Annotated in this window: 20 protein-coding genes; 8 read left to right on the top strand and 12 right to left on the bottom strand. The window is 75.1% G+C overall.

The features are described from left to right. Positions 1–40: 40 nt before the first annotated feature. Together treZ and FZ103_RS19590 are read left to right on the top strand one after the other, a co-directional pair. Entirely contained in the window at positions 41–1,801 is a 1,761-nt protein-coding gene (treZ, locus tag FZ103_RS19595; protein ID WP_186356556.1) for a malto-oligosyltrehalose trehalohydrolase, read from the top strand. Between the two features lie 133 nt (positions 1,802–1,934). Further along, positions 1,935–2,396 (top strand): PPOX class F420-dependent oxidoreductase, encoded by a 462-nt coding sequence (locus tag FZ103_RS19590; RefSeq protein WP_156003151.1) that lies wholly within the window; start codon positions 1,935–1,937, stop codon positions 2,394–2,396. A 188-nt stretch (positions 2,397–2,584) separates the two neighbouring features. Here the strand turns inward: FZ103_RS19590 and FZ103_RS19585 are convergent, their stop codons facing one another. The 3 genes from FZ103_RS19585 to FZ103_RS19575 all read right to left on the bottom strand — a co-directional run bounded on the left by FZ103_RS19585 (position 2,585) and on the right by FZ103_RS19575 (position 5,492). Beyond that, positions 2,585–3,214 (bottom strand): LUD domain-containing protein, encoded by a 630-nt coding sequence (locus FZ103_RS19585; protein ID WP_156003148.1) that lies wholly within the window; start codon positions 3,212–3,214, stop codon positions 2,585–2,587. Continuing rightward, a complete protein-coding gene (locus FZ103_RS19580) occupies positions 3,211–4,677 on the bottom strand; it encodes a lactate utilization protein B (RefSeq protein ID WP_156003762.1) in 1,467 nt (488 codons plus the stop codon). The genes FZ103_RS19585 and FZ103_RS19580 overlap by 4 nt, the downstream gene beginning before the upstream one ends. 74 nt (positions 4,678–4,751) lie before the next feature. Then, positions 4,752–5,492, bottom strand: coding sequence for a (Fe-S)-binding protein (locus tag FZ103_RS19575; RefSeq protein WP_156003145.1), 741 nt, complete (start codon positions 5,490–5,492; stop codon positions 4,752–4,754). Between the two features lie 286 nt (positions 5,493–5,778). Here FZ103_RS19575 and FZ103_RS19570 point away from each other — a divergent pair, with 286 nt between their 5' ends. Beyond that, positions 5,779–6,519 (top strand): FCD domain-containing protein, encoded by a 741-nt coding sequence (locus tag FZ103_RS19570; protein WP_343233610.1) that lies wholly within the window; start codon positions 5,779–5,781, stop codon positions 6,517–6,519. A gap of 526 nt (positions 6,520–7,045) precedes the next feature. Here the strand turns inward: FZ103_RS19570 and FZ103_RS19565 are convergent. Both FZ103_RS19565 and FZ103_RS19560 read right to left on the bottom strand, forming a co-directional pair. Continuing rightward, complete coding sequence (locus FZ103_RS19565) at positions 7,046–7,990, bottom strand: FAD binding domain-containing protein (protein ID WP_343233609.1); 945 nt, start codon at positions 7,988–7,990, stop codon at positions 7,046–7,048. Further along, on the bottom strand, positions 7,987–10,581 hold the full coding sequence (locus FZ103_RS19560; protein ID WP_255430165.1) for a molybdopterin-dependent oxidoreductase: 2,595 nt from the start codon (positions 10,579–10,581) through the stop codon (positions 7,987–7,989). The genes FZ103_RS19565 and FZ103_RS19560 overlap by 4 nt, the downstream gene beginning before the upstream one ends. An 83-nt stretch (positions 10,582–10,664) precedes the next feature. On the opposite strand from FZ103_RS19560, the gene FZ103_RS19555 reads away from it, so the two are divergent. The 3 genes from FZ103_RS19555 (at position 10,665) to FZ103_RS19545 (ending at position 12,279) form a co-directional block, all read left to right on the top strand. Further along, positions 10,665–11,357, top strand: coding sequence for a TetR/AcrR family transcriptional regulator (locus tag FZ103_RS19555; protein WP_156003136.1), 693 nt, complete (start codon positions 10,665–10,667; stop codon positions 11,355–11,357). Positions 11,358–11,366: 9 nt separating this feature from the next. Beyond that, positions 11,367–11,672 carry a hypothetical protein gene (locus tag FZ103_RS19550; protein ID WP_156003133.1) on the top strand — a complete coding sequence of 102 codons (306 nt, stop codon included), beginning with the start codon at positions 11,367–11,369 and terminating at the stop codon, positions 11,670–11,672. A gap of 103 nt (positions 11,673–11,775) precedes the next feature. Further along, positions 11,776–12,279 carry a hypothetical protein gene (locus tag FZ103_RS19545; RefSeq protein WP_156003130.1) on the top strand — a complete coding sequence of 168 codons (504 nt, stop codon included), beginning with the start codon at positions 11,776–11,778 and terminating at the stop codon, positions 12,277–12,279. A 156-nt stretch (positions 12,280–12,435) separates the two neighbouring features. On the opposite strand, the gene FZ103_RS19540 is transcribed toward FZ103_RS19545, so the two are convergent. From FZ103_RS19540 to FZ103_RS19520, 5 genes are all read right to left on the bottom strand, one after another. Further along, a complete protein-coding gene (locus FZ103_RS19540; RefSeq protein WP_156003127.1) occupies positions 12,436–13,197 on the bottom strand; it encodes an SDR family oxidoreductase in 762 nt (253 codons plus the stop codon). 59 nt (positions 13,198–13,256) lie between these two features. Beyond that, entirely contained in the window at positions 13,257–15,683 is a 2,427-nt protein-coding gene (locus tag FZ103_RS19535) for a xanthine dehydrogenase family protein molybdopterin-binding subunit (protein ID WP_156003124.1), read from the bottom strand. Then, the gene (locus FZ103_RS19530) at positions 15,680–17,035 is read right to left on the bottom strand and encodes an 8-oxoguanine deaminase (protein WP_156003121.1); all 1,356 of its coding nucleotides are present in this window, start codon (positions 17,033–17,035) and stop codon (positions 15,680–15,682) included. Before FZ103_RS19530 ends, FZ103_RS19535 begins: the two co-directional genes overlap by 4 nt. Positions 17,036–17,096: 61 nt before the next feature. Then, entirely contained in the window at positions 17,097–17,627 is a 531-nt protein-coding gene (locus FZ103_RS19525) for a (2Fe-2S)-binding protein (RefSeq protein ID WP_156003118.1), read from the bottom strand. After that, positions 17,628–18,488 (bottom strand): xanthine dehydrogenase family protein subunit M, encoded by an 861-nt coding sequence (locus FZ103_RS19520; RefSeq protein ID WP_156003116.1) that lies wholly within the window; start codon positions 18,486–18,488, stop codon positions 17,628–17,630. 250 nt (positions 18,489–18,738) lie between these two features. Here FZ103_RS19520 and FZ103_RS19515 point away from each other — a divergent pair, with 250 nt between their 5' ends. Together FZ103_RS19515 and FZ103_RS19510 are read left to right on the top strand one after the other, a co-directional pair. Then, positions 18,739–20,367, top strand: a complete 1,629-nt coding sequence (locus FZ103_RS19515; RefSeq protein ID WP_156003113.1) for a PucR family transcriptional regulator — start codon at positions 18,739–18,741, stop codon at positions 20,365–20,367. A gap of 56 nt (positions 20,368–20,423) precedes the next feature. Beyond that, positions 20,424–21,155, top strand: coding sequence for a pentapeptide repeat-containing protein (locus FZ103_RS19510; protein ID WP_156003111.1), 732 nt, complete (start codon positions 20,424–20,426; stop codon positions 21,153–21,155). A gap of 155 nt (positions 21,156–21,310) precedes the next feature. Here FZ103_RS19510 and FZ103_RS19505 read toward each other — a convergent pair whose 3' ends face one another. Together FZ103_RS19505 and FZ103_RS19500 are read right to left on the bottom strand one after the other, a co-directional pair. Beyond that, positions 21,311–22,576: a multidrug effflux MFS transporter gene (locus tag FZ103_RS19505; protein WP_186356555.1), complete on the bottom strand. Its 1,266-nt coding sequence runs from the start codon at positions 22,574–22,576 to the stop codon at positions 21,311–21,313. Positions 22,577–23,646: 1,070 nt separating this feature from the next. After that, the coding region (locus tag FZ103_RS19500) for a glycoside hydrolase family 18 protein (protein WP_186356554.1) at positions 23,647–24,612 on the bottom strand (966 nt) is incomplete at its 5' end.

Here is a 24,612-nt window from a genome sequence, read left to right as displayed (position 1 = left end):
CGGCGCGTTACCGCACCCGCGCCCGGGTAGGAACCGCCGCGTGAGCGAGCGCGCGGGGCAGTGGTTCGGGGTCTGGGCACCGGAGTGCGGCAGTGTCGATCTCCGCATCCGAGGCGAGGACCATCCCATGAGCCGGGGCGACGGCGGCTGGTGGCACGTCCGCGCCGCCTGCGCCCCCGGCGACGACTACGCCTTCGTGCTCGACGGCTCCGACGAGCCGCTGCCCGACCCCCGCTCCCTGCACCAGCCCTTCGGCGTGCACGGGCCCTCCCGCGTCTACGACCACTCCGCCTTCGCCTGGAGCGACGCCGACTGGCGCGGGCGCGCGCTTCCCGGCTCGGTGCTCTACGAGCTGCACATCGGGACCTTCACCCGCGAGGGCACGTTCGACGCCGCGATCGGGCGCCTGGACCACCTCGCCGACCTCGGCGCCGACCTCGTGCAGCTGATGCCGGTCAACGCGTTCGGCGGCGCCGACCACGGGTGGGGCTACGACGGGGTGCTGTGGGGAGCGGTGCACGAGCCCTACGGCGGCCCCGACGGCCTCAAGCGCTTCGTCGACGCCTGCCACCGCCGCGGCCTGGGAGTCCTGCTCGACGTCGTCTACAACCACCTCGGACCCGAGGGCGCCTATCTGCCGCGGTTCGGCCCCTACTTCAGCGGCGACACCGCCTGGGGCCCCTCGCTCAACCTGGACGGCCCCGGTTCCGACGAGGTGCGGCGCTACGTGATCGGCAACGCCCTGGGCTGGCTGCGCGACTACCACCTGGACGGGCTGCGCCTGGACGCGGTGCACGCGCTGCACGATTCGCGCGCCCGGCACCTGCTCACCGAACTGTCGGCCGAGGTCGACGCGCTGGCGGCCGGGCTGCGCCGCCCTCTCGCGCTCATCGCCGAGTCCGACCGCAACGACCCCGCCACCGTCACCGCGCGCGAGGCCGGCGGGCACGGGATGACCGCCCAGTGGTGCGACGACATCCACCACGCCCTGCACGCCGCGCTCACCGGCGAGGGCCACGGCTACTACCGCGACTTCACCGCCCCCGAAGTGCTGCCCGCCACCCTGCGGCGCGCCTTCTGGCACGACGGCCGCTACTCCGGCTTCCGCGGCCGCGTCCACGGAGCCCCCGTCGACCCGGCCCGCATCCCGGCCCACCGGTTCCTGGCCTACCTGCAGAACCACGACCAGGTCGGCAACCGCGCCGCCGGCGACCGCATGCCCGCCACCGCCTCGCCCGGCCTGCTGGCCTGCGGCGCCGCGCTGGTGCTGTGCTCGCCTTACACGCCCATGCTGTTCATGGGGGAGGAGTGGGGGGCCTCTACCCCGTGGCCGTTCTTCGCCTCCTTCACCGATCCGGGCCTGGCCGAGGGGGTGCGCAAGGGGCGGCGCCGCGAGTTCGCCGCCCACGGCTGGAACGAGGCCGACGTGCCCGATCCCGTCGATCCCCGCACGCGCGACCAGGCCGTGCTGCGCTGGGAGGAGCGCGACCGGCCGCCGCACCGCGACACGCTGGAGGTCTACCGCCGCCTCATCGCGCTGCGCCGGTCCCGCACCGAACTCGCCGATCCCCGCCTGGACCGGTTCGGCGTAGACGCCGCCGAGGACGGCCGCGTGCTGGTGCTGCGCCGCGGGCGGTTGCGCGTCGCCTGCAACCTGCGCTCCGGTGCCGCCGACGCGCACCTGGACCGGCCTGCCGGGAGGGTGCTGCTGTCGTCGGCCGGTGCCGCGGCCGAGGGCGCGCGCCTGCGCCTGCCTCCGGAGTCCTTCGCCGTCGTCGAGGCGGCCGGCTCCGAGGCCTGAGCGGGCGGGCGCGGGAGCGGGGCGCCGCGCCCCGCCCGGTATAGGCTGCCGGGCGGGCCGTCGCCCGCCGCCGTGCTCCGGTGCGGGGCGCCGCCGCCCGCCGTCCGCTGCAGCCACCGTGGAGGATCAGCAGATGAGCCCGTCGATCGCCACCAGCACCCGCGTCTCCCGCGAGGAGCTGCTCGACTTCGTCCGCCCCCGGCACAAGGCGCTGATCATCACCCGCCGCGCCGGCGGGGAGCCCCAGGCCTCGCCGGTGACCTGCGGTGTCGACGGCCAGGGGCGCATCGTCGTCTCGACCTATCCCGAGCGCGCCAAGACCCGCAACGCCGTCCGCGACCCCCGGGTGAGCGTCGTCGTGCTCTCCGACGACTTCGACGGCCCCTGGGTGCAGGTCGACGGCACCGCCGAGGTCGTGGAGGGCGAGGAGGCCGTGGAGCCGCTCGTGGAGTACTTCCGGGTGATCTCCGGCGAGCACCCCGACTGGGACGAGTACCGCGACGCGATGCGCAGGCAGGGCAAGGCGCTGGTCCGCCTCACCCCGCAGCGCTGGGGGCCCGTGGCCACCGGCGGGTTCCCCCCGCGGCTGGCCTGAGCGCACCGCCGGCCGGCGGCGCGCTCAGGCGGGCGCCCCGGCGCGCGCCGGGTGCCCGATCGCCGCCGGTCCGCGCCGGGTCCGTCCAGCCCGGCGCGGAGGACACAGCAGGATAGCGGCGCCGCGGCCGCCCGCGGTCGACGCCGCGGTGAACACCGGGGCAACCGCGGGCGACCGCGGGCCGGGCGTCACTCGACGATGACGACCTCCAGGGTGCGCGGCCCGTGCACCCCCTCGACCCGGTCGAGTTCGATGTCGCTGGTGGCCGACGGCCCGCTGATCCAGGTCAGCGGGCGCGCCGGGGAAAGGCGCGGCAGCGCCTGGGGGACGCCGGCGACGATCTGGTCGCCGCGCACCACGCACAGGTGGTAGTCGGGGATCAGGGTGAGGGCGCGCCTGCCCTGGGCGCGGCCGCCGTCGAGGACGATGGTCCCGGTCTCGGCCACGGCCACCGCGCAGCCGGTGACCACCCCGTCCATCCGGTCCAGCCCGGCGACGTCGAGCCCGCCGTCGCGCACCACCTCCGCCTCCGCCTGCGCGAACCAGTCCTCGGGGGCGTCCTCGGCGGCGGCGACGCGCCCGGCGCCGCGGCGGGCCAGTGCCCGGGCCACGGTCGCGGCCAGGCCCTCGGGCGGGGTGCGGTGCACCAGCGCCTTGTAGTCCTCCAGCCGTTCGGCGAACAGCGCCGTCGTCTCGCCCTGGTCGTGGGCGGGGGCGTAGTCGCGCGGCACCGCCACGTCCTCGGGTGCCTCGCCTGCGGGGACGTCCGCCAGGGCCGCGCGCACCCGTGCCAGGACGCGCTCACGCGAACCGCTCATCGCCGACCGCCCTCCTCATCGCCGCCGCTTCGACCGGGCTCCGCCGGATCCGCACCGGGCGCCGGCTCGGCGGCGCCCTCGCGGCGCCACCAGGCGCGGAACGACTCCTCGGGGATCTCGGGGATGTCGCGGGTGTCGGTCCAGGCCGACGCCGGCCCGGGCATGCGCCGCGGCACGACCGAGCGCGCCGCCGAGGCCGCGCGCTGGGCGGCGCCCAGCCGGCGCTCGCCGCCCAGCACCCACCCGGCGGCGCCCATGGCCGCCTTCTCCGCGCGGTGCCCGGGGGAGGCGGCGACCTCCTCGCGCAGGTGCACCAGCACCTCGGGGATGTCGATGGCCACCGGGCAGACCTCGTAGCAGGCGCCGCACAGCGACGACGCATACGGCAGCGACGCCTCCTGCGCCGAGGCCGTCCCGCGCAGTTGCGGGGTGAGGATCGCGCCGATGGGGCCGGGGTAGACCGAGCCGTAGGCGTGCCCGCCGGTGCGCTCGTAGACCGGGCAGATGTTCAGGCACGCCGAGCAGCGGATGCAGCGCAGCGCCTGGCGCCCCACCTCGTCGGCGAGCACGTCGCTGCGGCCGTTGTCCAGCAGCACCAGATGGAACTCCTGGGGGCCGTCGCCCGGTGCCACACCGGTCCAGGTGGAGGTGTAGGGGTTCATCCGCTCGCCGGTGGAGGAGCGCGGCAGCAGCTGCAGGAACACCTCCAGGTCCGACCAGGTGGGTACGACCTTCTCGATGCCCACCACCGAGATGAGCGTCTGCGGCAGGGTCAGGCACATCCGCCCGTTGCCCTCCGACTCCAGCACCACCATCGTCCCGGTGTCGGCCACCGCGAAGTTCGCGCCGGAGATCGCCACCCTGCTGCGCAGGAACCGCTCCCGCAGGTGGACGCGGGCGGCCTCGGCCAGGGCGCGGGGGTCGTCGCCGAGCCCCTCCGGAGCGGCGACGCCCCAGGCGGCCATCCGATCGCGGAAGATCTCGCGGATCTCGGCGCGGTTGCGGTGGATGGCCGGCACCAGGATGTGGGAGGGGAGGTCGTCGCTGAGCTGGACGATCAGCTCGGCCAGGTCGGTCTCGTAGGCGATGATGCCGGCCTGGGCCAGGGCCTCGTTCAGCTCGATCTCCTGGGTGGCCATCGACTTCACCTTGACCACGTCGGTCTCGCCCGTGGCGCGCACCAGGCCGGTCACGATCTCGTTGGCCTCGGCCGCGTCGGCCGCCCAGTGCACCCGGCCCCCGGCGGCGGTGACCGCGGCCTCCAACCGCTCCAGGTAGGTGTCGAGGTGGCGCAGCGTGCGGTCCTTGACGGCCTTGCCCGCCGCGCGCAGGGCGGACCAGTCGTCGAGCTCGCCGACCACCTCCTCGCGCTTGTGCCGGATGGTGCGGGTGGCCATGCGCAGGTTGTGGCGCAGCTGGGAGTCGCCGACGGCGCGCTCGGCCGCCTCGGGGAAGGGCAGCATCCCCAGGAAGGTCGCGTGGCCGGCGGCGCGGTCCTGCGCGGCGTGCCCGGCGCCGGGGGAGCTGTGGTCGGGGCTCATAGGCGGGCCGGCTCCTGTTCGGTCGAGGCGAGGATCTCGGCGAGGTGGACGGTCGCGACGCCGGCGCGCTGGCGCCGCAGGGTGCCGCCGATGTGCATGAGGCAGGAGTTGTCGACGGCGCACAGCACCTCGGCACCGGTGGCGGCGACGTTGCGGGCCTTGTCGGCGGCCATGGCGGCGGAGACGTCGGCGTTCTTCATCGCGAAGGTGCCGCCGAACCCGCAGCACTCGGCGGAGCCCTCCAGTTCGCGCAGGTCGATGCCGCGGACGTTGCGCAGCAGGCGGTAGGGGCGGTCGCGCAGCTTGAGCAGGCGCAGTCCGTGGCAGGTGGGGTGGTAGGTGACCGTGTGCGGGAAGTAGGCGCCCACGTCGGTCACCCCGAGGACGTCCACGAGCAGTTCGGAGAGGTCGTGGACGCGCGGCGCCAGCTCGGCCGCGGCCCGGTCGAGCCGGCTGCCGGGCGCGCACAGCCGCGGGTAGTTGTCGCGGACCATGGCCGCGCACGACCCGGACGGCGCCAGGACGGCGTCGGCGTCGGCGAAGGTCTCGACGAAGCGCACCGCCAGCTTCTGGGCCTCGCGCCGGTAGCCGGTGTTGTAGTGCAGTTGGCCGCAGCAGGTCTGGGCCTCGGGGAAGACCACCTCGTGGCCCAGCCGGCGCAGCAGGCGCACCACCGCCCGCCCCGTGCGGGGATACAGGGTGTCGTTCACGCACGTGATGAACAGCGCGATGCGCATGCGCTCCCTCGATTCCGGCGGGGCGCGCCGGACTGCGCCCCGGCCGCGGTCGACCGTACCGCCATTGGTCCGATGTCTTCTCCGGCCCCGGGCGGGACAAGGTGCGCAGACCAGCCGAAAAAAGCGGCGTACCCTGGGGTGTGCGGCGTCCGGGTACCGGATTGGTCCGACCACTTCTACGCCGCGCCCGGCACCGATGTCAAGACGACCGCTGCCGGCGCACCCGCCCGGCCCCGCTCCGGCGCGGCCGGGCGGGGCCCACGCCACCGAAGGAAGGCAGGCACCGGTGACCACGCCCGACCGCTCCGCCCCGCCCGGCGCCCACCCGGCCCCCGCCGAGCGCCTGCCGGTGACCCAGCGGGCCATCGAGCACATCAAGCGGATGATCGCGGCCGGAGACCTGCGCCCCGGCGACCGCCTGCCCACCGAGCGCGACCTGGCGGCCGGCCTCGGCGTCTCGCGCAGCTCCATGCGCGAGGCCATCCGCGCCCTGACCGCTTTGGGTGTGCTGGAGGCGCGCCACGGCGCCGGGGTCTACGTGACACCGCTGCGCCCCGGCGACCTGCTGGAGACCTTCTCCGTGCTCGCCGAGATCTCCCAGGGCGAGACGCTCGTCGAGGTGCTCCAGGTGCGCCGGATGCTGGAGCCGGCCGCTACCGCGCTGGCCGCCGCGCGCGCCGACGAGTCCCAGCTGGACCGGCTGGCCGGCATCCTGGAGCGGATCGGCACCGGCCGCAGCGAGGGCGAGACCGTCGCCGCCGACCTGTCGTTCCACCAGGCGATCGTGGAGACCACCGGCAACGCCACCCTGGTGGCCATCAACGGCGGGCTGTCCTCGCGCACCTTCCACGCCCGCGTCTGGCACGGCCACCGCGAAGCCGGCCTGACCGCCCGCCTGCGCGAGGACCACGAGCGCATCTACCAGGCGCTGCGCGACCGCGACCCCGACGCGGCCCGCGCGGCGGCCACCATGCACGTCATGGAGGTCGAACGCTGGCTGCGCGGCCACCTGGACGGGGACGGGTGAGGACTGACCCCCGCCGGCGGGGTCCGGGTGTCGGTGGGGCCGCGCTGGACGCCGAATATGCCCCCGCGGCGGTGATCTTGTACCTGTGGTCACTTGTGATCGCGCACAATGACCACCGGTACAAGATCGGCGGCGGAGAGTTAGATTAAATCGGGCGTTCGGGATTCCGGTCCGGGGCGTCGGGTGGAAGAGGTGGACCGGAACGCCACCCGGGCGCGTCGCCCCCGTCGCGCGGGCCACCGGCGAACACCCGAACCGATGACCGCGGGCTGGTCCATCCACCGCCGTTGCCGCTCCGCCGGGCGACCCGCCATCCGCCGCCGGCAACCAGTGATCGCCGTCCCGGACCTTCGCGGTCCGCGCTGCCCCCTCGCCCACCAGCACCGAACGGCACCCGAACCGGTCCGCGTCGACCGCCCCCTCTGGCGCCTCGTCGCACGTTCCGCCGGCGCGCACCCGAAACGATCCGCGAGAGGGGGCAGCCGACGTCCGACCCACCGAGTGCACCGACCGAACGGCATCGCCGCTACGCCAGCGCCCGTTCCAGGGCGTCGCGGACCGTGTCGCGCAGCAGGGCCGCCTTGTAGCCGGTCTGCGGCAGCGGCGAGCACAGGTCGGGCACGCCCGCCACCGCGGCGGCCGCGTCCTCCGGGCCCGTCGCGCCGATGAGGGCCTCCTCCACGGCGGTCAGGCGCAGCGGCGTGCGCGCCACCGCGCCCGCGGCGACCGCCGCCGCTGTGACGGCGCCGCCACTGCGCACCACCCGCGCCACCGCCTCGACCAGCGGCCACTCGCCGCGCGAGCGCGAGGTCGCGCGGCGGTAGGCCGCGCTCTCGCCGCCGGTGGGCGCCGGCAGCGCCACCCCGGTGACCAGCCGACCGGGCTCCAGCACGTGGTCGCGGGTGGAGTCGGAACCGTCGTAGAGCCCGTCCACCGGCAGCGCGGCCGCGCCCTCGACCTCCACGCCGGCGTCGTAGGCCAGCAGCGCCATGGCCAGCGACGACGGGTGCGGCGCGACGCACGCCGCGCCCTGGTCGACGACCGTGCCGTGCAGGTGGTCGCCCGTGCGCGACGGGCAGGTGTCGCCGCCCTTCTGCAGGCAGTCGAACGCCGCGCTGCGGAAGTAGGGGCACCGGTTGCGCTGCAGCAGGTTGCCGCCCACCGTGGCGACCGCCCGGATCTGCGGGGTGGCCACCGCGGCGGCGGTCGCCGCCAGCGCCGGGTAGGCCGCGCGCAGCCGCTCGTCCGCGGCGACCTCGGCGACGGTGGTCATGGCGCCGATGCGCGCCGACCCGTCGGGCAGCCACTGCACCCCGCGCAGTCCGATGACCCGGTGCAGGTCGGTGAACGGGGGAGCGGCGAGTCCTTCGCGCAGCCGCGCCATGACGTCGGTGCCGCCGGCCCGCGCCTCGGCCGCGCCGCCGCGCAGCGCCGCGGCGGCCGCGGGGACGTCCACTGGTGGTGTGGTCACTTCGCACCGATCCCTTCGAGCAGTCGGTCGGGCCTGATGGGCAGGTCGTGCGGCCGCCAGCCGGTGGCGTCGTAGACGGCGTTGCCCACCGCCGCGGCCACGCCGATGGTGGACACCTCGCCGATGCCCACGCCCCCGCCGGGCACGTGGTCCCAGCCCTCCTCGTGGAAATGCACGGTGATCTCGGGCGTGTCGCCGATGCCGGGGATGCGGTACTCCTCCAGATCGGACGTCAGGACTGCGCCGGTGTGCGGGTCGTCGCGGCGCTGCTCGTAGAGCGCGTAGCCGATGCCCTGCACCACGCCGCCCTCGCACTGGTTGCGTGCGGGCCGATCGGCATACATCCGCCCCGCCGCGATCCCGGCCCAGCAGCGGGTGGGCCGCACCCGGCCCAGCAGCGTGTCGACCTCCACCTCCATCACGTGCACCGCGCCGGTGAACCCGCGGCCCAGGGCGCCGCCGTCCGGAAGGGGGAACGGGGTCGCATAGCCGCGCCGGTCGCGGCGGCGGCCGCCGCGCACCCGCACCCCCTCCAGCGCCGCCAGCGCCGCGGCGTCCAGGCCGCCCGACCCGCCCGCACGCCTGCGGCGCGCCTCCTCGCGCAGCTTCTCGGCGGCGTCGCGCGCCGCAGGCCCCACCGACGCGGTGGTGCGGCTGCCGTTGGAGGAGGGCGCATAGGCGAGGTCGCTGCTGCCGGCGCGCACCCGGACGCGTCCGGCCGGCAGGCCCAGCTCGCCGCGCACCACCTCGGCGACCACCGACCGCGCGCCGGTGCCGATGTCCTGCACCGCGGTCTCGGCCACCACCGCGCCGTCCTCGACCACCAGGTCCACCGCGGTCGAGGAATCCAGCAGGTAGATCCAGTTGGCCGCGGCCACGCCCACGCCGCGCCGGAACCGGCCCGAGGCGGCGCCCGTGGAGCGCTCGCGCCACACCGGCAGCGCCGCCGCCCAGTCGTAGAGCGCGCGCCTCTTGGGGTTGCCGTCCCACCGGCGGCGCAGCGCGATGGGGTCCTCGCCCAGGCGGTGGGCGGCCTCGTCGACCGACTGCTCCAGGGCCCACAGCAGCTGGGCGCCGTTGGGCCCGCGGAACGGGGCGCCCGGCGGGCGGTGGGTGACCACGTCGAAGTCGCGCAGCCGCCGCGGGGCGTGCCCGTACACCAGCCGGCCCATGATCGCGACGGTGCCGCCGATGGACGCGCCGCCGTCGGAGTACGCGTCCATCGTCAGCGCCGCGAGGCCGCCGTCGGCGCCGGCCAGCAGCCCCACCTCGATGCGCGCACCGGGCCGGTGGCCGGCGTCGGTCAGCTCGGCGGCGCGGTCGAAGACCAGCCGCACCGGCGCACCGGTGATCCGGGCCAGCTCCACGGCGGCCACGTTCTCCACCCGCAGCCCCGCCTTCGCGCCGAACCCGCCGCCGACGTGCTCGGCGGTGACGTGGACGTGCTCGCGGGGCAGTCCCCAGCGGTCGGCCGCGGCCGCGGCCAGCGCCATCACCGTCTGGGTGGAGGCGTGGATGTGCAGGTGGCCGGAGTCGTCCCAGCGCGCGACGCAGGCGTGCGGCTCCAGCGGCGTGTGCGCCTGGACCGACGTGCTGAACACGCCGGTGACAAGGAGCGGGTCGCCGGTGCGGGCGGCCTTGCGGATGCGGTCGACCGCGGTGGCGCCGCGCCAGTTGAGGCTGAAGGGGCCGCGCACGTTGCCGCGCCAGCGGGCCGGCGGAACCCCGCCCTCGGCGTGGGCGGGGGCGGCGCGGCGCTCGGCGCGCGCCGGGTAGACGACCGGCGCGTCGGGGCGGTGGGCCGTGGCCGGGTCCAGCGCGGCGGGCAGGTCGCGGTAGTCCACGGCGACCTGCGCGGCGGCCGCCCGCGCCTTGGCCGGCGTGGGCGCGGCCACGGCCAGCACCGGCTGGCCGACATAGCGCACTGTGCGGTCGGCGCCGAGCAGGTCCACGTGCGGCGCGCCGCCGGCGTCGACGGCCGCCACGACCGCATGAGCGCGCGTCGAGCGTACGATCACCGCCTCCCAGCAGCCCTCGGGTCGGATGTCGGTGGTGTAGCGGGCGCGGCCGGCCGCCTTCTCGGCGGCCTCGGCCCGGGGAGGTGCCGCGTCGCCGTCCCGGTCGTGCTTTCCGGCGCAGGCGGCGGCGATGGCGGCGTAGATCCCCGGGTAGGCGCCGCAGCGGCAGAGGTGGCCGGCCATGGCGTCGGCGATCTCCTCGCGGGCGGGTTCGGTGTCGCCGTGCGCGGCGCGGTGGCGGTCGACGAAGGCCGCGGCCTCGACGACGAAGCCCGGTGTGCAGTAGCCGCACTGCATGGCGTCGTGGGCGGCGAAGGCCCGCTGCACCGGGTGCGGTCCGCGGGCCGCGAGCCCTTCGACCGTGGTGACCGTGCGCCCCTCCAGGGCGGTCGCGGGTAGCAGGCAGGAGGCGGCGGGGGTGCCGTCGACGAGCAGTGTGCAGGATCCGCAGACCCCGGCGTTGCAGGCGGTCTTGGTTCCGGTCAGGCCGAGCCCGTCGCGGACGAACTCGGCGGCGGTGGTTTCGGGATCGGGGCCGAGGTGTGCGGTGGTCCCGTTGACGGTCGTATCCAACGCTGACTCCCCAAGGAGAGATGTTGACGTCGTCAACATAGGCGGCCGGGTTGACGTTGTCAACAACCTGCTATCGTCGCCCTATGTCCGCAGCCCACGGGGAGAATGCGGCCGCTCGGGAAGAGGAGGCCGGCGGATCGGGCGACACCCGCGAGCGCCTGATCGAGGCCGCCTCCCGCCTGCTTGCCGGCGGCGGCCCCGAGGCCGTGACCATGCGCGGGGTCGGCGAGCTGGCGGGAGTCTCCCGCGCGGCGCCCTACCGCCACTTCGACGACAAGAACGACCTGCTGCGCGCCGTCGCGCAGCGCAGCATCGACGCGGTGCGCACCGAGGTGGTCGCCGCCCTGCCCACCGCCGACACCCCGCCGGCCGAGGTGCCGGCCGCCCTGCGCCGCGCCTTCTTCGCCTACCTGCGCGACGGCGTCGACCGCCCCGAGCACTACCGGCTGACCTTCGGCGAGCACCTGGCCGACATCGGCTCCGTGCGCGAGACCGCCGAGGAGATCATGCAGTCGTGCGTGGCGGCCCTCACCGACGGCCAGCGCGCCGGTGTCATCCGCGCGGGCGACCCCCGGGCGATGGCCATCCTGGCCTGGTCGGCCCTGCACGGCCTGGTGACCCTGGCCACCTCCGGCCACCTGGCGCGAAAGGGCTTGGACACCCCCGAGGGCGGCGAGCTCACCCACCTCGTCGCCGACCTGGTCGCCGGCCTGACCGTGCGCGAGGAGCGGGAGCCCGCCCGGCGGAGCGGCCGCGGCCCCGCCGGCGAACCCTAGAATCGCGGCGTGGAGAGCTACATCGCAATCGCCGCGGCCGCTGCCGTCGTCCTCGCCGGGCTCGGGCTCGGCTTCTACCGCCAGTCCCGGCGGAACGCCCAGCGCCGGAGCTCGCCCGCCGCGCCCCTGAACGCGCCGCTGCCGGCCGAGGTCGTCGCGCGCGTGCAGCAGCGCATCGACGAGGGCAAGCCCGTACACGCCATCAAGGAGCTGCGCGCCGCCACCGGCTACGACCTGCGCTCGGCCAAGGCGGTGGTGGACGCGATCAGCGAGGGCCGCCGCGTCCCCACCCTCGGCGACGCCGCGGCCGACTGACCCGGCAGGGGGCCCGTGTCCGCACACGGCGCCGGGAACCCCGCCGCGGGCGGACACCCCCGTGGGCTTCCGGCCGGTGCGGGCAGGCTCTAGGCTTCCCGCCATGCTCCCCGGAACCCTCGGCCCGCCCGCCATGATCCTCGGACTCCCTCCCGAGACCCTGCTCATCCTGGCGGCGATACTGGTCCTGCTCTTGTCGGTCCCCCGGAGCCTGCGGACGGTCCGAGGGCTCTGGGACCCCGGGGTGCGCCACACCTACCGGCCGCGCCGCCTGCCCCCGTCCGGCCCGCCCAAGCCCGTGCCGCCCGACACCGCGGACCGGGCCCGCGAGCTCCTCGCCCGAAACAAGCGCCTCCAGGCGATCAAGGAGATCCGCCAGGCGACCGGGTACGGGCTGCAGGAGGCCAAGGACATCTCCGACGCGATCGAGGCCGGGCGGCCGGTGCCCTGCTTCGGGCAGCCGGAGGAGCGGCCGGATCCCGAGCTGGTCCGGCGGGTGCGGCAGCTGCGCGCAGAGGAGCGCGGCGACGAGGCCGTGCGCCTGGTCGTCGAGCAGACGGGGATGGGCGAGTCCGACGCCGCCCGCTTCGTCGACTCGCTGGACTGATCCGGCCGCGGGACAGGGCGGTGCCGTCCGCTCGCACTCGCCGCGCCGACCGGCTCCTCCGCCCGCTCGCCCGCACCCGGACGGTCCCGACCGGCGGGGCGGCCCGGACCGGGCCGGGTAGCGCCCGGCCGCGACCGCCCGTCCGGCGGGGTGCTCTCAGTCCTGCTCGCGCCACACGCTCAGCCCCGCGAACGACTGCGCGACCGGCATCAGCTCGATGGTGTTGACGTTGACGTGCGCCGGCTGCGACACCACCCAGTGCACCGTCTCGGCGATGTCTTCGGGCCCCAGCGGCCGGGTGCCCTCATACACCGCCTGCGCGCGCTCCCGGTCGCCGCCGAAGCGCACCTCGGAGAACTCCGTGCCGCCCACCAGACCGGGCTCGACATCGGTGACCCGTACCCCGGTGCCGTGCAGGTCGGCCCGCAGGTTCAGGCTGAACTGGCGCACGAACGCCTTGGTCGCCCCGTAGACGTTGCCGCCCGGATAGGGGTAGTTCCCGGCCGTGGAGCCGATGTTGACGACGTGGCCGCGCCCGCGCTCCACCATGCCCGGCAGCAGTGCGCGGGTCGCGTACATGACGCCTTTGCAGTTGGTGTCGACCATCTGCTCCCAGTCGTCCAGATCGGCCTCGGCCGCACTCGTCATCCCCTTGGCCAGCCCGGCGTTGTTGACCAGCACGTCCACCTCGGCGAACTCGGCCGGCAGCCCGTCGATCGCCGCGGTGACCGCCGACCGGTCGCGCACGTCCAGCTCCAGGGGGTGCATGTTGGGCGCCAGCTCCTCGGCGAGGTCGGCCAGCCGCTCGCCCCGGCGGGCGGCCGCCACCACGCGCACGCCCGAACCCGCGAAGCGGCGCGCGATCTCGGCGCCGAAACCCGTGCTTGCCCCCGTCACGAATGCTGTGGAGATCTTCATGGCCCAGAGACTAGCGACCGTGCGCCGCCCCGCTCGCCTGCCCGGCGCGCCGCGCAGGCTCAGTCCCCGACGCCCGCGATGTCCTCGGGACGCACCGGGGCGCGTGTCAGCGGCCGGCCCGTCGCATCGCGCACCGCCGCCACGATCGCCGGCGTCGAGGACAGCGTCGGCGGCTCGCCCGCGCCGCGCAGCCCGTAGGGCGCATGCGGGTCGGCGTGCTCCAGGACCTCGATGCGCATCGGCGGCGTGTCCAGGATGGTGGGGATCAGGTAGTCGGTGAACGAGGGGTTGCGGATCACGCCGTCGGCCACCTGGACCTCCTCCATCAGCGCCAGCCCGAGCCCCTGGGCGGAGCCGCCCTGGATCTGGCCGAGCAGCTGCCGGGGATGCATGGCCCGCCCCACGTCCTGCACCGCGTCCAGGGCCACCACCTTCACCAGCCCCAGCTCCACGTCGACGTCGACCACCGCCCGGTGCACGCACATGCCGAACTGCACATGGGAGTCGCCCTGCCCGGTGGTCGGGTCGAGCGCGCGCGTGGGGCGGTGGCGGAACACCCGCGTCTCCTCGACGGCGCCGGTGCCCAGCACCTCGGCCAGGGGCGCCAGGACGCCCCGCGCCGCCGAGACCACCTTGCCGCCCTCCAGCGCCAGGTCGCCGGCGGGGTGGTCGGGCGCCACCAGGCCGCGCTCGCGCACCAGCGCGAACACCCGCTCGCGCACCGCTTCGCAGGCCGCCTTGACCGCGCCGCCGGTCACATAGGACTGGCGCGACGCCGAGGAGGAGCCCGCCGACCCCACCGAGGTGTCCGCCGGATGGACCGTCACCCGCTCCACACCCAGCTCGGTGTGCGCGATCTGCCCCTGGAGCGTGACCAGGCCCTGGCCCACCTCCGCCGCGGCGGTGTGCACCAGCGCCGCCGGCTCGCCGCCGATGGCCTCCAGGCGCACCCGCGCGGTGGAGTAGTCGTCGAAGGACTCCGAGAAGCACAGGTTCTTCAGGCCGACCCCGTAGCCGACGCCGCGCACCACGCGCTCGCCGCGGCTGGTGTTCGCGAGGCCGCCCGGCAGCGTGCGGGGGTCGGCCGGATCGGCGAGTTCGCCGCGGCGCGCAGGCATCGGCATCGCGCGCACCCGCTCCAGCATCTCGGCCATGGGCAGCGGCATGTCGATCCGCTGGCCGGTGGCGACGCGCGAGCCCTGGGCCAGCGCGTTGCGGCGGCGCAGCTCCACCGGGTGCATCCCCAGCTTGGCGGCGAGCCGGTCCATCTGCGACTCGTAGCCGAAGCACGCCTGCACCGCGCCGAACCCGCGCATCGCGCCGCAGGGCGGATTCGTGGTGTAGACCCCGTAGGCGTCCACCGACACATGCGGGATCTCGTAGGGGCCCACACCCAGCGACGAGGCCACGCCCACCACCGCGGCGGTGGTCGAGGCGTAGGCGCCGCCGTCCAGCACGATCTCCAGGGTCGCGTACAGCAGCCGCCCGTCGGCGTCGGCGCCGTGCTCGAAGCGCATGGCGGCGGGATGGCGGTGCACGTGGCCGAAGAACGACTCCTCGCGGTTGTAGACGAATTTGACCGGGCGGCCGGTGCGCAGCGCGAGCATGCAGGCGTGGATCTGCATGGACAGGTCCTCGCGTGCGCCGAACGCGCCCCCGACCCCCGCCAGCGTCATCCGCACCCGCTCCTGCTCCAGCCCCAGGCACGGCGCGATCTGGCTCTGGTCCACGTGCAGCCACTGGGTGGCGATGTAGAGGTCCACCCCGCCGTCGGGGGCGGGAACCGCCAGGCCCGACTCCGGGCCCAGGAACGCCTGGTCCTGCATGCCCACCCGGTACTCCCCGCGCACCACCGCAGCGGCCCGTGCACGCAGGTCGGCCGCATCGGCGCCCTCGGCGAACGCGCCGGTCCGCACGGGCTGGTGGCGGACGATGTTGCCGCGCTGATTGTACTCCGGGTGCGCGGGGACGCCCTCCTCGTGCACCAGCGGGCAGTCGGGGTCGAACGCGGCACGGCGCGCGTCGGCGATCGGCTCCAGCACCTCGTAGTCGACCCGGACGCGCGCCAGTGCCCGGCGCGCGGTCTCGGGGTGGTCGGCGGCGACGACCGCCACCGGCTCTCCCTTGTAGCGCACCTTCCCGAAGGCCAGCACCGGCTGGTCGCGCGTCTCCAGCCCGTAGCGCTTCTCGCCGGGAACGTCCTCGTGGGTGAGCACGGCGTGGACGCCTGGGACGGCCAGCGCCTCGGCGGTGTCGATCGCGCGGATCAGCGCGTGCGGATGGGGACTGCGCAGCGTCATGCCCCAGAGCATGTCCTCCATCCACATGTCGGAGGAGAAGGCGAACTCGCCCGCGGCCTTGAGGGCGCCGTCGGGCCGCGGCGGGCTGGTGCCCACCCCGCCGCGGGCGGTGCTCGACAGGCCGGCGCGGGTGCCGGCGGCGGAGCCGGCGTCCCCGCGCGCACGAGCGGCCGGGGTCTGGCTCATCGCGTTCCCTCCCGCGCGGTGATCCTGCGGTGGGCCCTGCGGCCGGCCGCCGCGGCCGAATCGGCGGAGACGGTGCGCAGCTCGCCGCCTTCGACCACGGCGGAACCTCCCACCAGCAGGTGCTCCAGCCGCGCCTGCGGGCCGAACACCAGCGCCACCACGGGGTCGTCGATCGCGTCGTGGCCGAAGCCGTCGATGCGCCACAGCGCGATGTCGGCCAGCTTTCCGGTCTCGATCGAGCCGATCTCGGCCTGCCGGCCCAGGCAGCGCGCTCCGCCGAGCGTGGCCATGTGCAGGGCCTGGCGCGCGCTGAGCGCACGCGGACCGCTCCGGGCCCGCGCCATCAGCACCGCCTGGCGCATCTCCCCGGCCAGTCCGGTGAGCTCGCTGGAGGCGGGCCCGTCCACGCCCAGTCCCACCGCGGTGCCGGCCCGCAGCAGTTCGGGGGTGCGGCAGATGCCCGCACCAAGGCGCGCGTTGGAGCTGGGGCAGTGCGCGACGCCCGTGCCGGTGTCCGCGACCCGCGCGATGGCGCCGTCGGAGAGGTGGACGGCGTGGGCGAGCCACACGTCCTCGCCGAGCCACCCCAACTGCTCGGCGTAGTCCACCGGTGCGGCGCCGAACTCGGCTCGGCACTGCTCCTCCTCGTCGCGGGTCTCGGCCAGGTGGGTGTGCAGGCGCACCCCTTTGGCACGGGCCAGTTCGGCCGAGGCCGCCATCAGCTCGCGGCTGACGGTGAACGGCGAGCACGGTGCTACGGCCACCCGCGTCATCGCGCCGAAAGCGGGGTCGTGGTGGGCGTCGACGGCCGCCTCCGTCGCCGTGAGCGCGCCCTGGAACGTCTCGGTCACACTGTCGGGCGGCAGCCCGCCCGCCGAGCGGCCGCGGTCCATCGACCCGCGCGCCAGGTCCAGCCTGATGCCCACCGCGCGCGCCGCCTCGACCTCGGCCGCCACCATGGCGCCGGCCTCGCGCGGGAACACGTAGTGGTGGTCGGATGCGGTGGTGCAGCCCGACAGCGCCAGCCACGCCGTACCGGCGGTGGTGGTCTCGTGGACGGTTCGGGCGTCCAGGCGGCGCCACAGCTCATAGGAGCCGGTCAGCCACTCGAACAGGGTGGCGTCGGCGAACATCCCCTGGGTGGCCCACTGGTAGAGGTGGTGGTGGGTGTTGACCAGTCCGGGCGTGGCCAGGCAGCCGCGGCCGTCGATGCGCCGCGCTCCGCGCGCCTCCGGCGCGGGGCCGGCGCCCACGCGGGTGACGACGCCGTCGGCGGCGACGATGTGGCCGTCCTCGTACTCCGTGCCGTCGCCCGCGGCGATGTGGGCTCCGTCGATCACGACGGTGCTCATCGGCTTCCTCCTCTGCCGGGGTGCCGCCCGGGAGAGCCGGGGCCGGGCGCCTCCGGCGGCCTCATCGGGCACCGCCCCGGCGGACGGCGCGCTCTTCGTGCTCGGCGGCCGTGCGCACCGCCTCGATGATCTTCTCGTAGCCCGTGCACCGGCACAGATTGCCCGCCAGCGCCTCGCGGATCTCGGCGTCGCCGGGCGCGGGGCCGCCGGCCCTCACCGTGCGCGCGAGCAGGTCGTCGGCCTGCACCACCAGTCCCGGGGTGCAGAAGCCGCACTGCACGGCGCCGGCCTCGACGAACGCCTCCTGCACCGAAGAGAGCCGGGAGTCGGGCGCCGGGCCGGCGCCCCCGGAAGCGGCGAGCCCTTCGACGGTGCGCACCGCGCGGCCCGCGGCCTGGCCGGCGGCCACCATGCACGCGCACACCGTCACCCCGTCCAGATACACCGTGCACGAGCCGCATTCGCCCTGCTCGCAGGCGTTCTTGCTCCCCGGTAGCCCCAGGCGCTCCCGCAGCACATACAGCAGGCTCTCGCCGGGCCACACGTCCTCGGCGGCCATGTCCTCACCGTTCACTGTGAACGCGACACGCATTCAGCGCGCTCCCTTCCGGTAGTCGGCGGCGCACCACACCCAGGCGCGGCGCGCCATCACCGCCAGCGCATGCCGGCGGTAGGCGGCGGTGCCGCGCACGTCGTCGATGGGCTCGGCGGCCGCGGCCACCAGTGCGCCGAAGTGCCGCGCCGCCGCCTCCGACGGCTCGGCGCCGCCCTCCCAGTCGAACTCCGCCGCCAGGAACGCCTCGGCCTCGGGACTGCGCAGCGGCCGCGGGCCGGCCGACCCGATCCCGGTGCCGACCGTGCGCGCCCCGGCGTCGAGGACCAGGCAGAACGAGGCGACCGCGATGACCATGGCGTTGCGCGTCCCGATCTTGCTGAACTGCTGCGGGCCGGCGGGGGCGGGTACCAGCACCGCGGAGATCAGCTCGTCCGCCTCGCGCACGCTGCTGCCCGGCCCCAGATAGAACTCGCGTGCGGGCACGCGCCGCACGCCGCGCACCGAGGCCAGCTCGACCTCGGCGCCGGCGGCCACCAGCGGCGGATGGCAGTCCCCGGCAGGTGAGGCGCTGCCCAGGTTGCCGCCGACCGAACCGCGGTTGCGGATCTGCGGCGAGGCCACCGACCGGGCCGCCTGCGCCAGCGCCGGCGCGTGCCCGGCCAGGTGCTCGACGATCGCGGTGTAGGTCACCGCCGCGCCCAGGCGCAGGTGGCCGCCCTCGGCGCGCCACTGCGCCGGCTCGGGCAGGCGGGAGAGATCCAGCAGGGCACCGGGGCGGCGCCGGTCGAAGTTCAGCTCCACCATGACGTCGGTGCCCCCGGTGATCGGCACCGCCTCGGGGCGGCCGCTCTTGGCGGCCAGGGCCTCCTCCCAGGTGGACGGGCTCAGAAACTCCATCGGCGGCTTCCTCGTCGGGCCGGGGGTCGGGCGGGCGCCGCACCGCGCCGGCGCGGCCGCAGCCCTGTGCAGCAGTAGACCCCCGCACACCCCTCCGCGACCAGCGCATGATGGCATGAAGTACACGGGCGGCCACCTCGTGCTCTTCGTCGTTTCCTACAACCCCGGGAGTGCACTAACGTGTCCGCCACGCGGAGGCGGGCGCACACCGCGGCGCGCCGCGCGCGGTCTGGGAAGCGAGGGAGCGCCGATGCGGATCAGCGATCTGGTCGCCGTCACGCACCTGCGGCTGCGCTTCCTGGCCGCCTCCGAGCACGCCGACCGCGAGATCAGCCGGGTCTACACCACCGACCTGCTGCACCCCCAGCGCTACCTCGGCGGCGGCGAACTGGTGCTGACCGGGCTGATGTGGCGCCGCGGCCCCGACGACAGCGACACCTTCGTCCGCGGCCTCGCCGAGTCCGGAGCGGCCGGCCTGGGCGCCGGCGCCGCCCTGGGAGCCGCCCCCGCCGACCTGGTGGCCGCCTGCGAACGCCACCGCCTGCCGCTGGTGGAGGTCCCGGCCGAGACCTCCTTCGCCGCGGTCGCCGACGAGGTGCAGCGCGCGCAGACGGGCAGCCTGCTCGCCGGCATCGCCGAGACCCGCCAGCGCCACCGGCGCCTGATGGCCGACCTGGCCGCGGGCGCGGACTTCTCGGGCGTCTTCGCCTCCGCCGCCGAGCAGGCGGGCCTGAGCTGCTGGGTGGTCTCCAGCACCGGCCGGGCGGTGGCCGGAGCCGGCGGCGAACTGGCACGTGAGGAGCGCGAGCGCATCGCCGAGCAGGCGCTGCGGCGCCCCCGCCGGCACAGCGTCGAACTGCCCGCCTCCAGCGCCCGGCCTCGCCGGGTGACCCTGGTGCCGGTGGGCGGGCGCGAGTCCCATCCGCTGGCGGAGTGGGTGCTGGTGGTCGAGGGCCGTGCCGAGGACTGGCCCGAGGACGGCGCGGACTCGGTGGAGGAGCTGGCGGCCCTGGCGGGCCTGGCCCGCAACCTGGTCGAGCAGCGGGCGGCCGACGACGCCCGCCACGTGCAGGGCCTGCCGCGGCTGCTGGCGGCCCAGCGCTTCGACGAGGTCGCCGCACTGCTGCAGGTGGCGGGGTCCCCCGACGAGGAGGAGCGCGCCCGCGCCCGCCACGTCGTGGTCAGCGCGGTGCTGCTGCCCGAGCCCCCCGCGGCCGACCTGGCGCGGCGCGTCCTGGGCGAGCTGGTCGCCGACCTCTCCGCGGTCGCGGTGGCCGCCGACGGTGCGGCGATGGCCGTGGTTCCGGTGGCGGGCGGCGGGCGGAACGCGGCGGCCGCCGGCGAAGGCGGGGACGGCGGGGCCGCACCGGGCGCCGATGCCGACGCCCAGGCGCTGCGCGCCGAGCTGGCGCGCCGCGCCGCGGTGTTGGAAGCGGGGTTGCGCGACCACCGCCTGGCCATCGGCGTCAGCGCCGCCGTCCCCGGCATCGCCGCCCTGCGCGGCGCCGCGATGGAGGCCGACAACGCCCGCCGCCTGGCCGAGATGCGCGGCGGCCGCTCCCATGTGGCCGCCGGAACCGAGCTCGACTCCCACGAACTGCTGCTGGCGTCGGTCCCCGAGGAGATCCGCACGTCCTACCGCGACCGCCTGCTGGGCCCGCTGCTGGACTACGACCGCACCCACCGCTCGGACCTGGTCGCCACCCTGGAGCGGTTCCTGACCTACTCCGGCTCCTGGCAGCGCTGCGCCACCGCCATGCACGTGCACGTCAACACCCTGCGCTACCGCATCGGCCGTGTCGAGGAACTCACCGGGCGCGACCTGGCGAGCCTGGAGAACCGGGTGGACTTCTACCTGGCGCTGAAACTGCACCGCTAGCGGCCCCCGACCGCGCGGAGGCGGGGACTGTCACCGGGCCCGGCTAACGTCGCGGCATGGACGACCACGACCTGGCGGCGGGCGGAGAACTGCGCGGGGCCGACCTGGCCGACCGCGATCTGCGCGAGGAACTCGAAGGCGGGCCCGAGGCTCCGCGGGTGTTCGCCGAGTGCGACCTCTCCCGCGCCGACCTGCGCGGGGCCCACCTCGTCGACGCGGTCTTCGCCGACTGCCGGATGGACGGCGCCCTGTTCGACGAGGCCGCGCTGGACGGGGCGCGGTTCACGGGCGGCACCGCCGCGCGCGCCCGCTTCACCGGAGCGGAGTGCATCGGCACCGTCTTCGACCGCACCGATCTGGCCAACACCGAGTGGGCCCGCGCGGTGCTGACCGAGGCGGTCTTCACCGCCTGCCGGATGACCGGCGCCGGGCTGTGCGAGGTGCGCGGAATCGGCTACTCCTTCACCCGCTGCAACCTGATGCTGGCGCGCCTGAAGGGGGCGGTGCTGCGCGACCAGGAGCTCACCGGGGTGCGCATGGACGAGGCCGATCTGGCCAAGGCCGATCTGCGCGGAACGGTGTGGCGGGAGAGCCGGCTGCGCGGCGCCGTGCTGAGCGGAGCCGACTTCGCGGGAGCCGACCTGCGCGGCGCCGACCTCGGCGAGATCGGTCTGGCCGATGCCGCGGTGCTGCGCGGGGCGGCGGTCTCGCCGGACCAGGCCCACATGCTGCTCGCGAGCCTGGGCATCCAGGTTGTGGCGGGCGAGCCCGGCGAACCCGCCCACTGAGACCCGTCGCACAAGCAGTGCGGCCGGCGGCCCGGTGAGCCTCGGGCCGCCGGCCGCCTCATGCGCCCTGGAGCGCGGGTGCCGATCGGCGGCGGTGCCGGTGGTGGGCCGGCGCCGCCGGTTCCTTCAGTGGCCTGAGTCGGCCGGTGGACCGGCTACTTGGCGTGTCCCCGGGCGGCCGTCAGGGCGAAGACGCCCGTCGCGGCCAGGCCGGTCACCAGCATGACGACCAGCATGCTCGCCATCGTGGTGCCCCCGTGCAGGCCGGCCGTGGCGGCCAGGGTGCCGCCGATGGCGAACTGCAGGGTGCCCAGCAGGGCCGAGGCGCTGCCGGCCGAGGAGGCCGGCTGGCTGACGATGGCCAGCGTCGTGGCGTTCGGCGAGATCAGACCGGTGCAGAACATCATCACGAACAGCACCGCGGTCACCGAGACCAGGTTGGTCTGGCCGATCATGTGCAGCCCCATCAGCAGGCCCACGGCGGCGACGGCGCCGAGCAGGCCGGTGAGCAGCCGGCGGGTGGTGTGCATCCTGCCGATGAGGGCGGCGTTGACCTGGTTGCCCAGGATCATGCCCAGCGTGTTGATCCCGAAGATCAGGCTGAACTGCTGCGGCGTCGCCCCGAACTCCTCCTGGGAGACGAAGGAGAACGCCGAGATGTAGGTGAAGGTCATGGCGAAGCTCAGGCCCATGGTCAGCGTGGGGCCGATGAAGCGCGGGTTGACCACCAGGCGGGCGAAGTGCCGCAGCATCGCCTTGGGGTCCTGGCGCTCGCGCTGGTGCACCGGCAGGCTCTCCGGCAGGCCGAAGTAGACCAGCGCGAACCCGGCCAGCCCGGCCGCGCCCAGCACCGCGAAGATCAGCTGCCAGGGACCGATGAGCAGCAGCTGCCCGCCCAGCAGCGGGCCGAGCATCGGGGCCAGCCCGACAAGCAGCACCAGCCGGGAGAAGAACTTGGCGGCGGAGTCGCCGTCGAAGGTGTCGCGCACCACGGCGCGCGAGATCACCATGCCGGCCGCGGCGGCCAGCCCTTGGACGAAGCGCACCGCGGTGAACACCTCGGCCGACTGCACGACCATGCACAGCACCGAGGTGGCGGCGAAGACCCCGATACCCACCAGCAGCGGCTTGCGGCGGCCCAGCTGGTCACTGAGCGGGCCGATGATCAGCTGGCCCAGCGCCAGGCCGACCATGACCGCGGTCAGCGTGAGCTGGATCTGGGACTCGGGGGCGTTGAGGTCGGCCGCGATCTGCGGGAACGCGGGCAGGTAGAGGTCGGTGGCCAGGGAGCTCGTCGCGGAGAGGACTCCCAGGATGAACACCAGAAGGACGATCGACCGGCGCGGACGGTCGGCGCGGTGGGACGGCGTCTGCGGTGCGGGGTTGCTCCTCAGACGCGGACGCACAGCGGTAAGGCTCACTCATACTCCAGCAGGCATGACGAAGGGTCACCGGGACAAAGGTGGAAAGAAAGGCACCGTCGAGGCCGCGGGAGGGCCGGTGCTCGGGAGACGTCCCATCGCGGGACACCGGAGCCTGCAACACGGGACCCCCTTTGCGAAGTCCCGGTATGTCCTTGATCTGCCCGTGATGTGAATTACGGTGCTGGAACGCCCTGTGTGCAGGGATTCGGGCGTTGTGAACGGGCGCACGCCCGACCGATCGCGCTGGGCGGAGGTAAAGCCCCGCGGGGAACCCGGCCCGGATGATTGGCGAATCTTTGGCGATCGGCGTGCATGATCCCTACGCACCCGGATAGCTGATCCCGTGCACGCACAAGGGAGAGTTGAGGGCCTCTTCCGCGTGCGGGTGTCCGGCTTCCTTCACACGGACACCCGGACCGCCCCGGACGGGAGTACGCGCCACGCGGAAACCGTCCCCAGGTCGGCGCCTCCCGGTCTTCGGGGGGAGCCGGAGGCGCCGACCGGAGCGCGTCAGCGCTCCACCCCGGCGGGCAGCGTGCCCGCCCGCCGGGTCCGCAGGGGGTGGGGCCGGGGCGCGGCGCGTCCGTCCCAACGCGGCGCCGCGCCCCGGCCCGTCTGCGGTCGGGTTGGGCTCTCCAGCCGCCAGGAGCGCCCGCCCGACGCGGTCCTCCACCGCCGATCGGGCTATGACTTCCTCTTTGAGAAGTCGGTCACCGCAGCGGTTGCGGCAATGGGGCTGTGATGCGCGAAGCGCCCGCCCGTCACCCGCCGCCGCCCCAACGGAGGCGCTTCGCGCCACGTACCTGTTCAGAGCCGGCTTGCCGCCGAGCGCACGGCGCGCTTTTGCGCCGGAGTCCCGCCACTGGTGGCACGGCTCCGCCTGACACGTTCAGCGTGCGCTTAGCGGCAGGCTGCGACTGCGCTTCGCGAGACGCGCCCATTGCCGCAGCCTCGATGGCGGCCGCCCCGGGTGGTTCCAGGTGGCTTCCCGGAAAGCGGCTGCCGCCGTTCTTATGCCCGGCGGGGCCGGGCCGGGAGGAGTGCGCCCGGCCCCGGGGGAGGGCGGCTCAGCCGCCGTCGAGGGCGCCGTCGATCGCCGCCATCAGGCTGCCCTGGGCGTCGTCGCCGTCCAGCGACCAGGCCATGATCCCGCCGAGGCCGTGCTCCTTGGCCCAGGCGACCTTCTGCCGCATGGCGGTGGGGTCGTCGAAGGTCCAGAAGGTGGAGCCGTTGTACAGCCAGGCGGTCCCGGCCTCATCGTCGCGGTGGAGCGTGTAGCCGCTCAGGCCCTTCAGGTTCTTGTAGTCGTCGATCCCGTCCTCGAAGGGACCCGGCGCCGGGCCGGTCGAGGTCTGGTGCAGGCCGTCCCCGTCGGGACCGCCGGGCACGCCGGTCCAGCCGCGGCCGTAGAACGGCACGCCCAGCACCAGGTCGGCCGGATCGGCGCCGCGGTCGATGTAGGCCTGGATCGTCTCCTGCACGCTGTAGGTGCGCGGCCCGGGGTCGCCGGGGATGGGCGTGAGGTTGGACTGGTGGTTGGTGGTCTCCTCCCAGGCGCCGTGGAAGTCGTAGCCCTGCACGGTGACGAAGTCGAAGTCCTCCATCAGGGCGTCCACCTCGTAGCCGGCCTCGATCTTCTCCGGGTCGGCGGCCATGAACGACGTCAGCTGGTACTCGCGCCCGTTCTCGGCCTCCAGGGCGTCCATCTGCTCGCGGAACTCCTGGACCAGGGCGGTGAAGTTCTGCTTGTCCTGCGGGCGGAAGGTGTTGTCGGGGTGCCCCGCCGAGGCCGGCCACTCCCAGTCCAGGTCGATGCCGTCGAAGACGCCCGCGGCGGCTCCGGTGCCCCCGGCGCCGTCGATCACCGGCAGGTTGCCGCGCAGGTACATGTCGATGCAGGAGCTGACCAGCCGCTCGCGCGACTGCTCGGTCAGCGCGGCGTCGGAGAGGTTCTTCGACCAGGTCCAGCCGCCCAGCGAGATGAGCACGTTGAGGTGGGGGTGCTTCTCCTTGAGTTCGCGCAGCTGGTTGAT

Source organism: Streptomonospora sp. PA3 (genome assembly GCF_009728995.1).
In the GTDB taxonomy this organism is placed as follows: domain Bacteria; phylum Actinomycetota; class Actinomycetes; order Streptosporangiales; family Streptosporangiaceae; genus Streptomonospora.
The sequence above is the reverse complement of the archived record's forward strand: the minus strand, read 5'-3'. Positions and strand labels throughout refer to the sequence as shown.

Bases quoted from the DNA above. Each gene is read 5' to 3' on its own strand.
- FZ103_RS19590 (WP_156003151.1), top strand. From the start codon at position 1,935: ATGAGCCCGTCGATCGCCACCAGCACCCGCGTCTCCCGCGAGGAGCTG.
- FZ103_RS19585 (WP_156003148.1), bottom strand. From the start codon at position 3,214: ATGAGCGGTTCGCGTGAGCGCGTCCTGGCACGGGTGCGCGCGGCCCTG.
- FZ103_RS19580 (WP_156003762.1), bottom strand. From the start codon at position 4,677: ATGCTGCCCTTCCCCGAGGCGGCCGAGCGCGCCGTCGGCGACTCCCAG.
- FZ103_RS19575 (WP_156003145.1), bottom strand. From the start codon at position 5,492: ATGCGCATCGCGCTGTTCATCACGTGCGTGAACGACACCCTGTATCCC.
- FZ103_RS19555 (WP_156003136.1), top strand. From the start codon at position 10,665: ATGTCCGCAGCCCACGGGGAGAATGCGGCCGCTCGGGAAGAGGAGGCC.
- FZ103_RS19545 (WP_156003130.1), top strand. From the start codon at position 11,776: ATGCTCCCCGGAACCCTCGGCCCGCCCGCCATGATCCTCGGACTCCCT.
- FZ103_RS19540 (WP_156003127.1), bottom strand. From the start codon at position 13,197: ATGAAGATCTCCACAGCATTCGTGACGGGGGCAAGCACGGGTTTCGGC.
- FZ103_RS19535 (WP_156003124.1), bottom strand. From the start codon at position 15,683: ATGAGCCAGACCCCGGCCGCTCGTGCGCGCGGGGACGCCGGCTCCGCC.
- FZ103_RS19530 (WP_156003121.1), bottom strand. From the start codon at position 17,035: ATGAGCACCGTCGTGATCGACGGAGCCCACATCGCCGCGGGCGACGGC.
- FZ103_RS19525 (WP_156003118.1), bottom strand. From the start codon at position 17,627: ATGCGTGTCGCGTTCACAGTGAACGGTGAGGACATGGCCGCCGAGGAC.
- FZ103_RS19520 (WP_156003116.1), bottom strand. From the start codon at position 18,488: ATGGAGTTTCTGAGCCCGTCCACCTGGGAGGAGGCCCTGGCCGCCAAG.
- FZ103_RS19515 (WP_156003113.1), top strand. From the start codon at position 18,739: ATGCGGATCAGCGATCTGGTCGCCGTCACGCACCTGCGGCTGCGCTTC.
- FZ103_RS19510 (WP_156003111.1), top strand. From the start codon at position 20,424: ATGGACGACCACGACCTGGCGGCGGGCGGAGAACTGCGCGGGGCCGAC.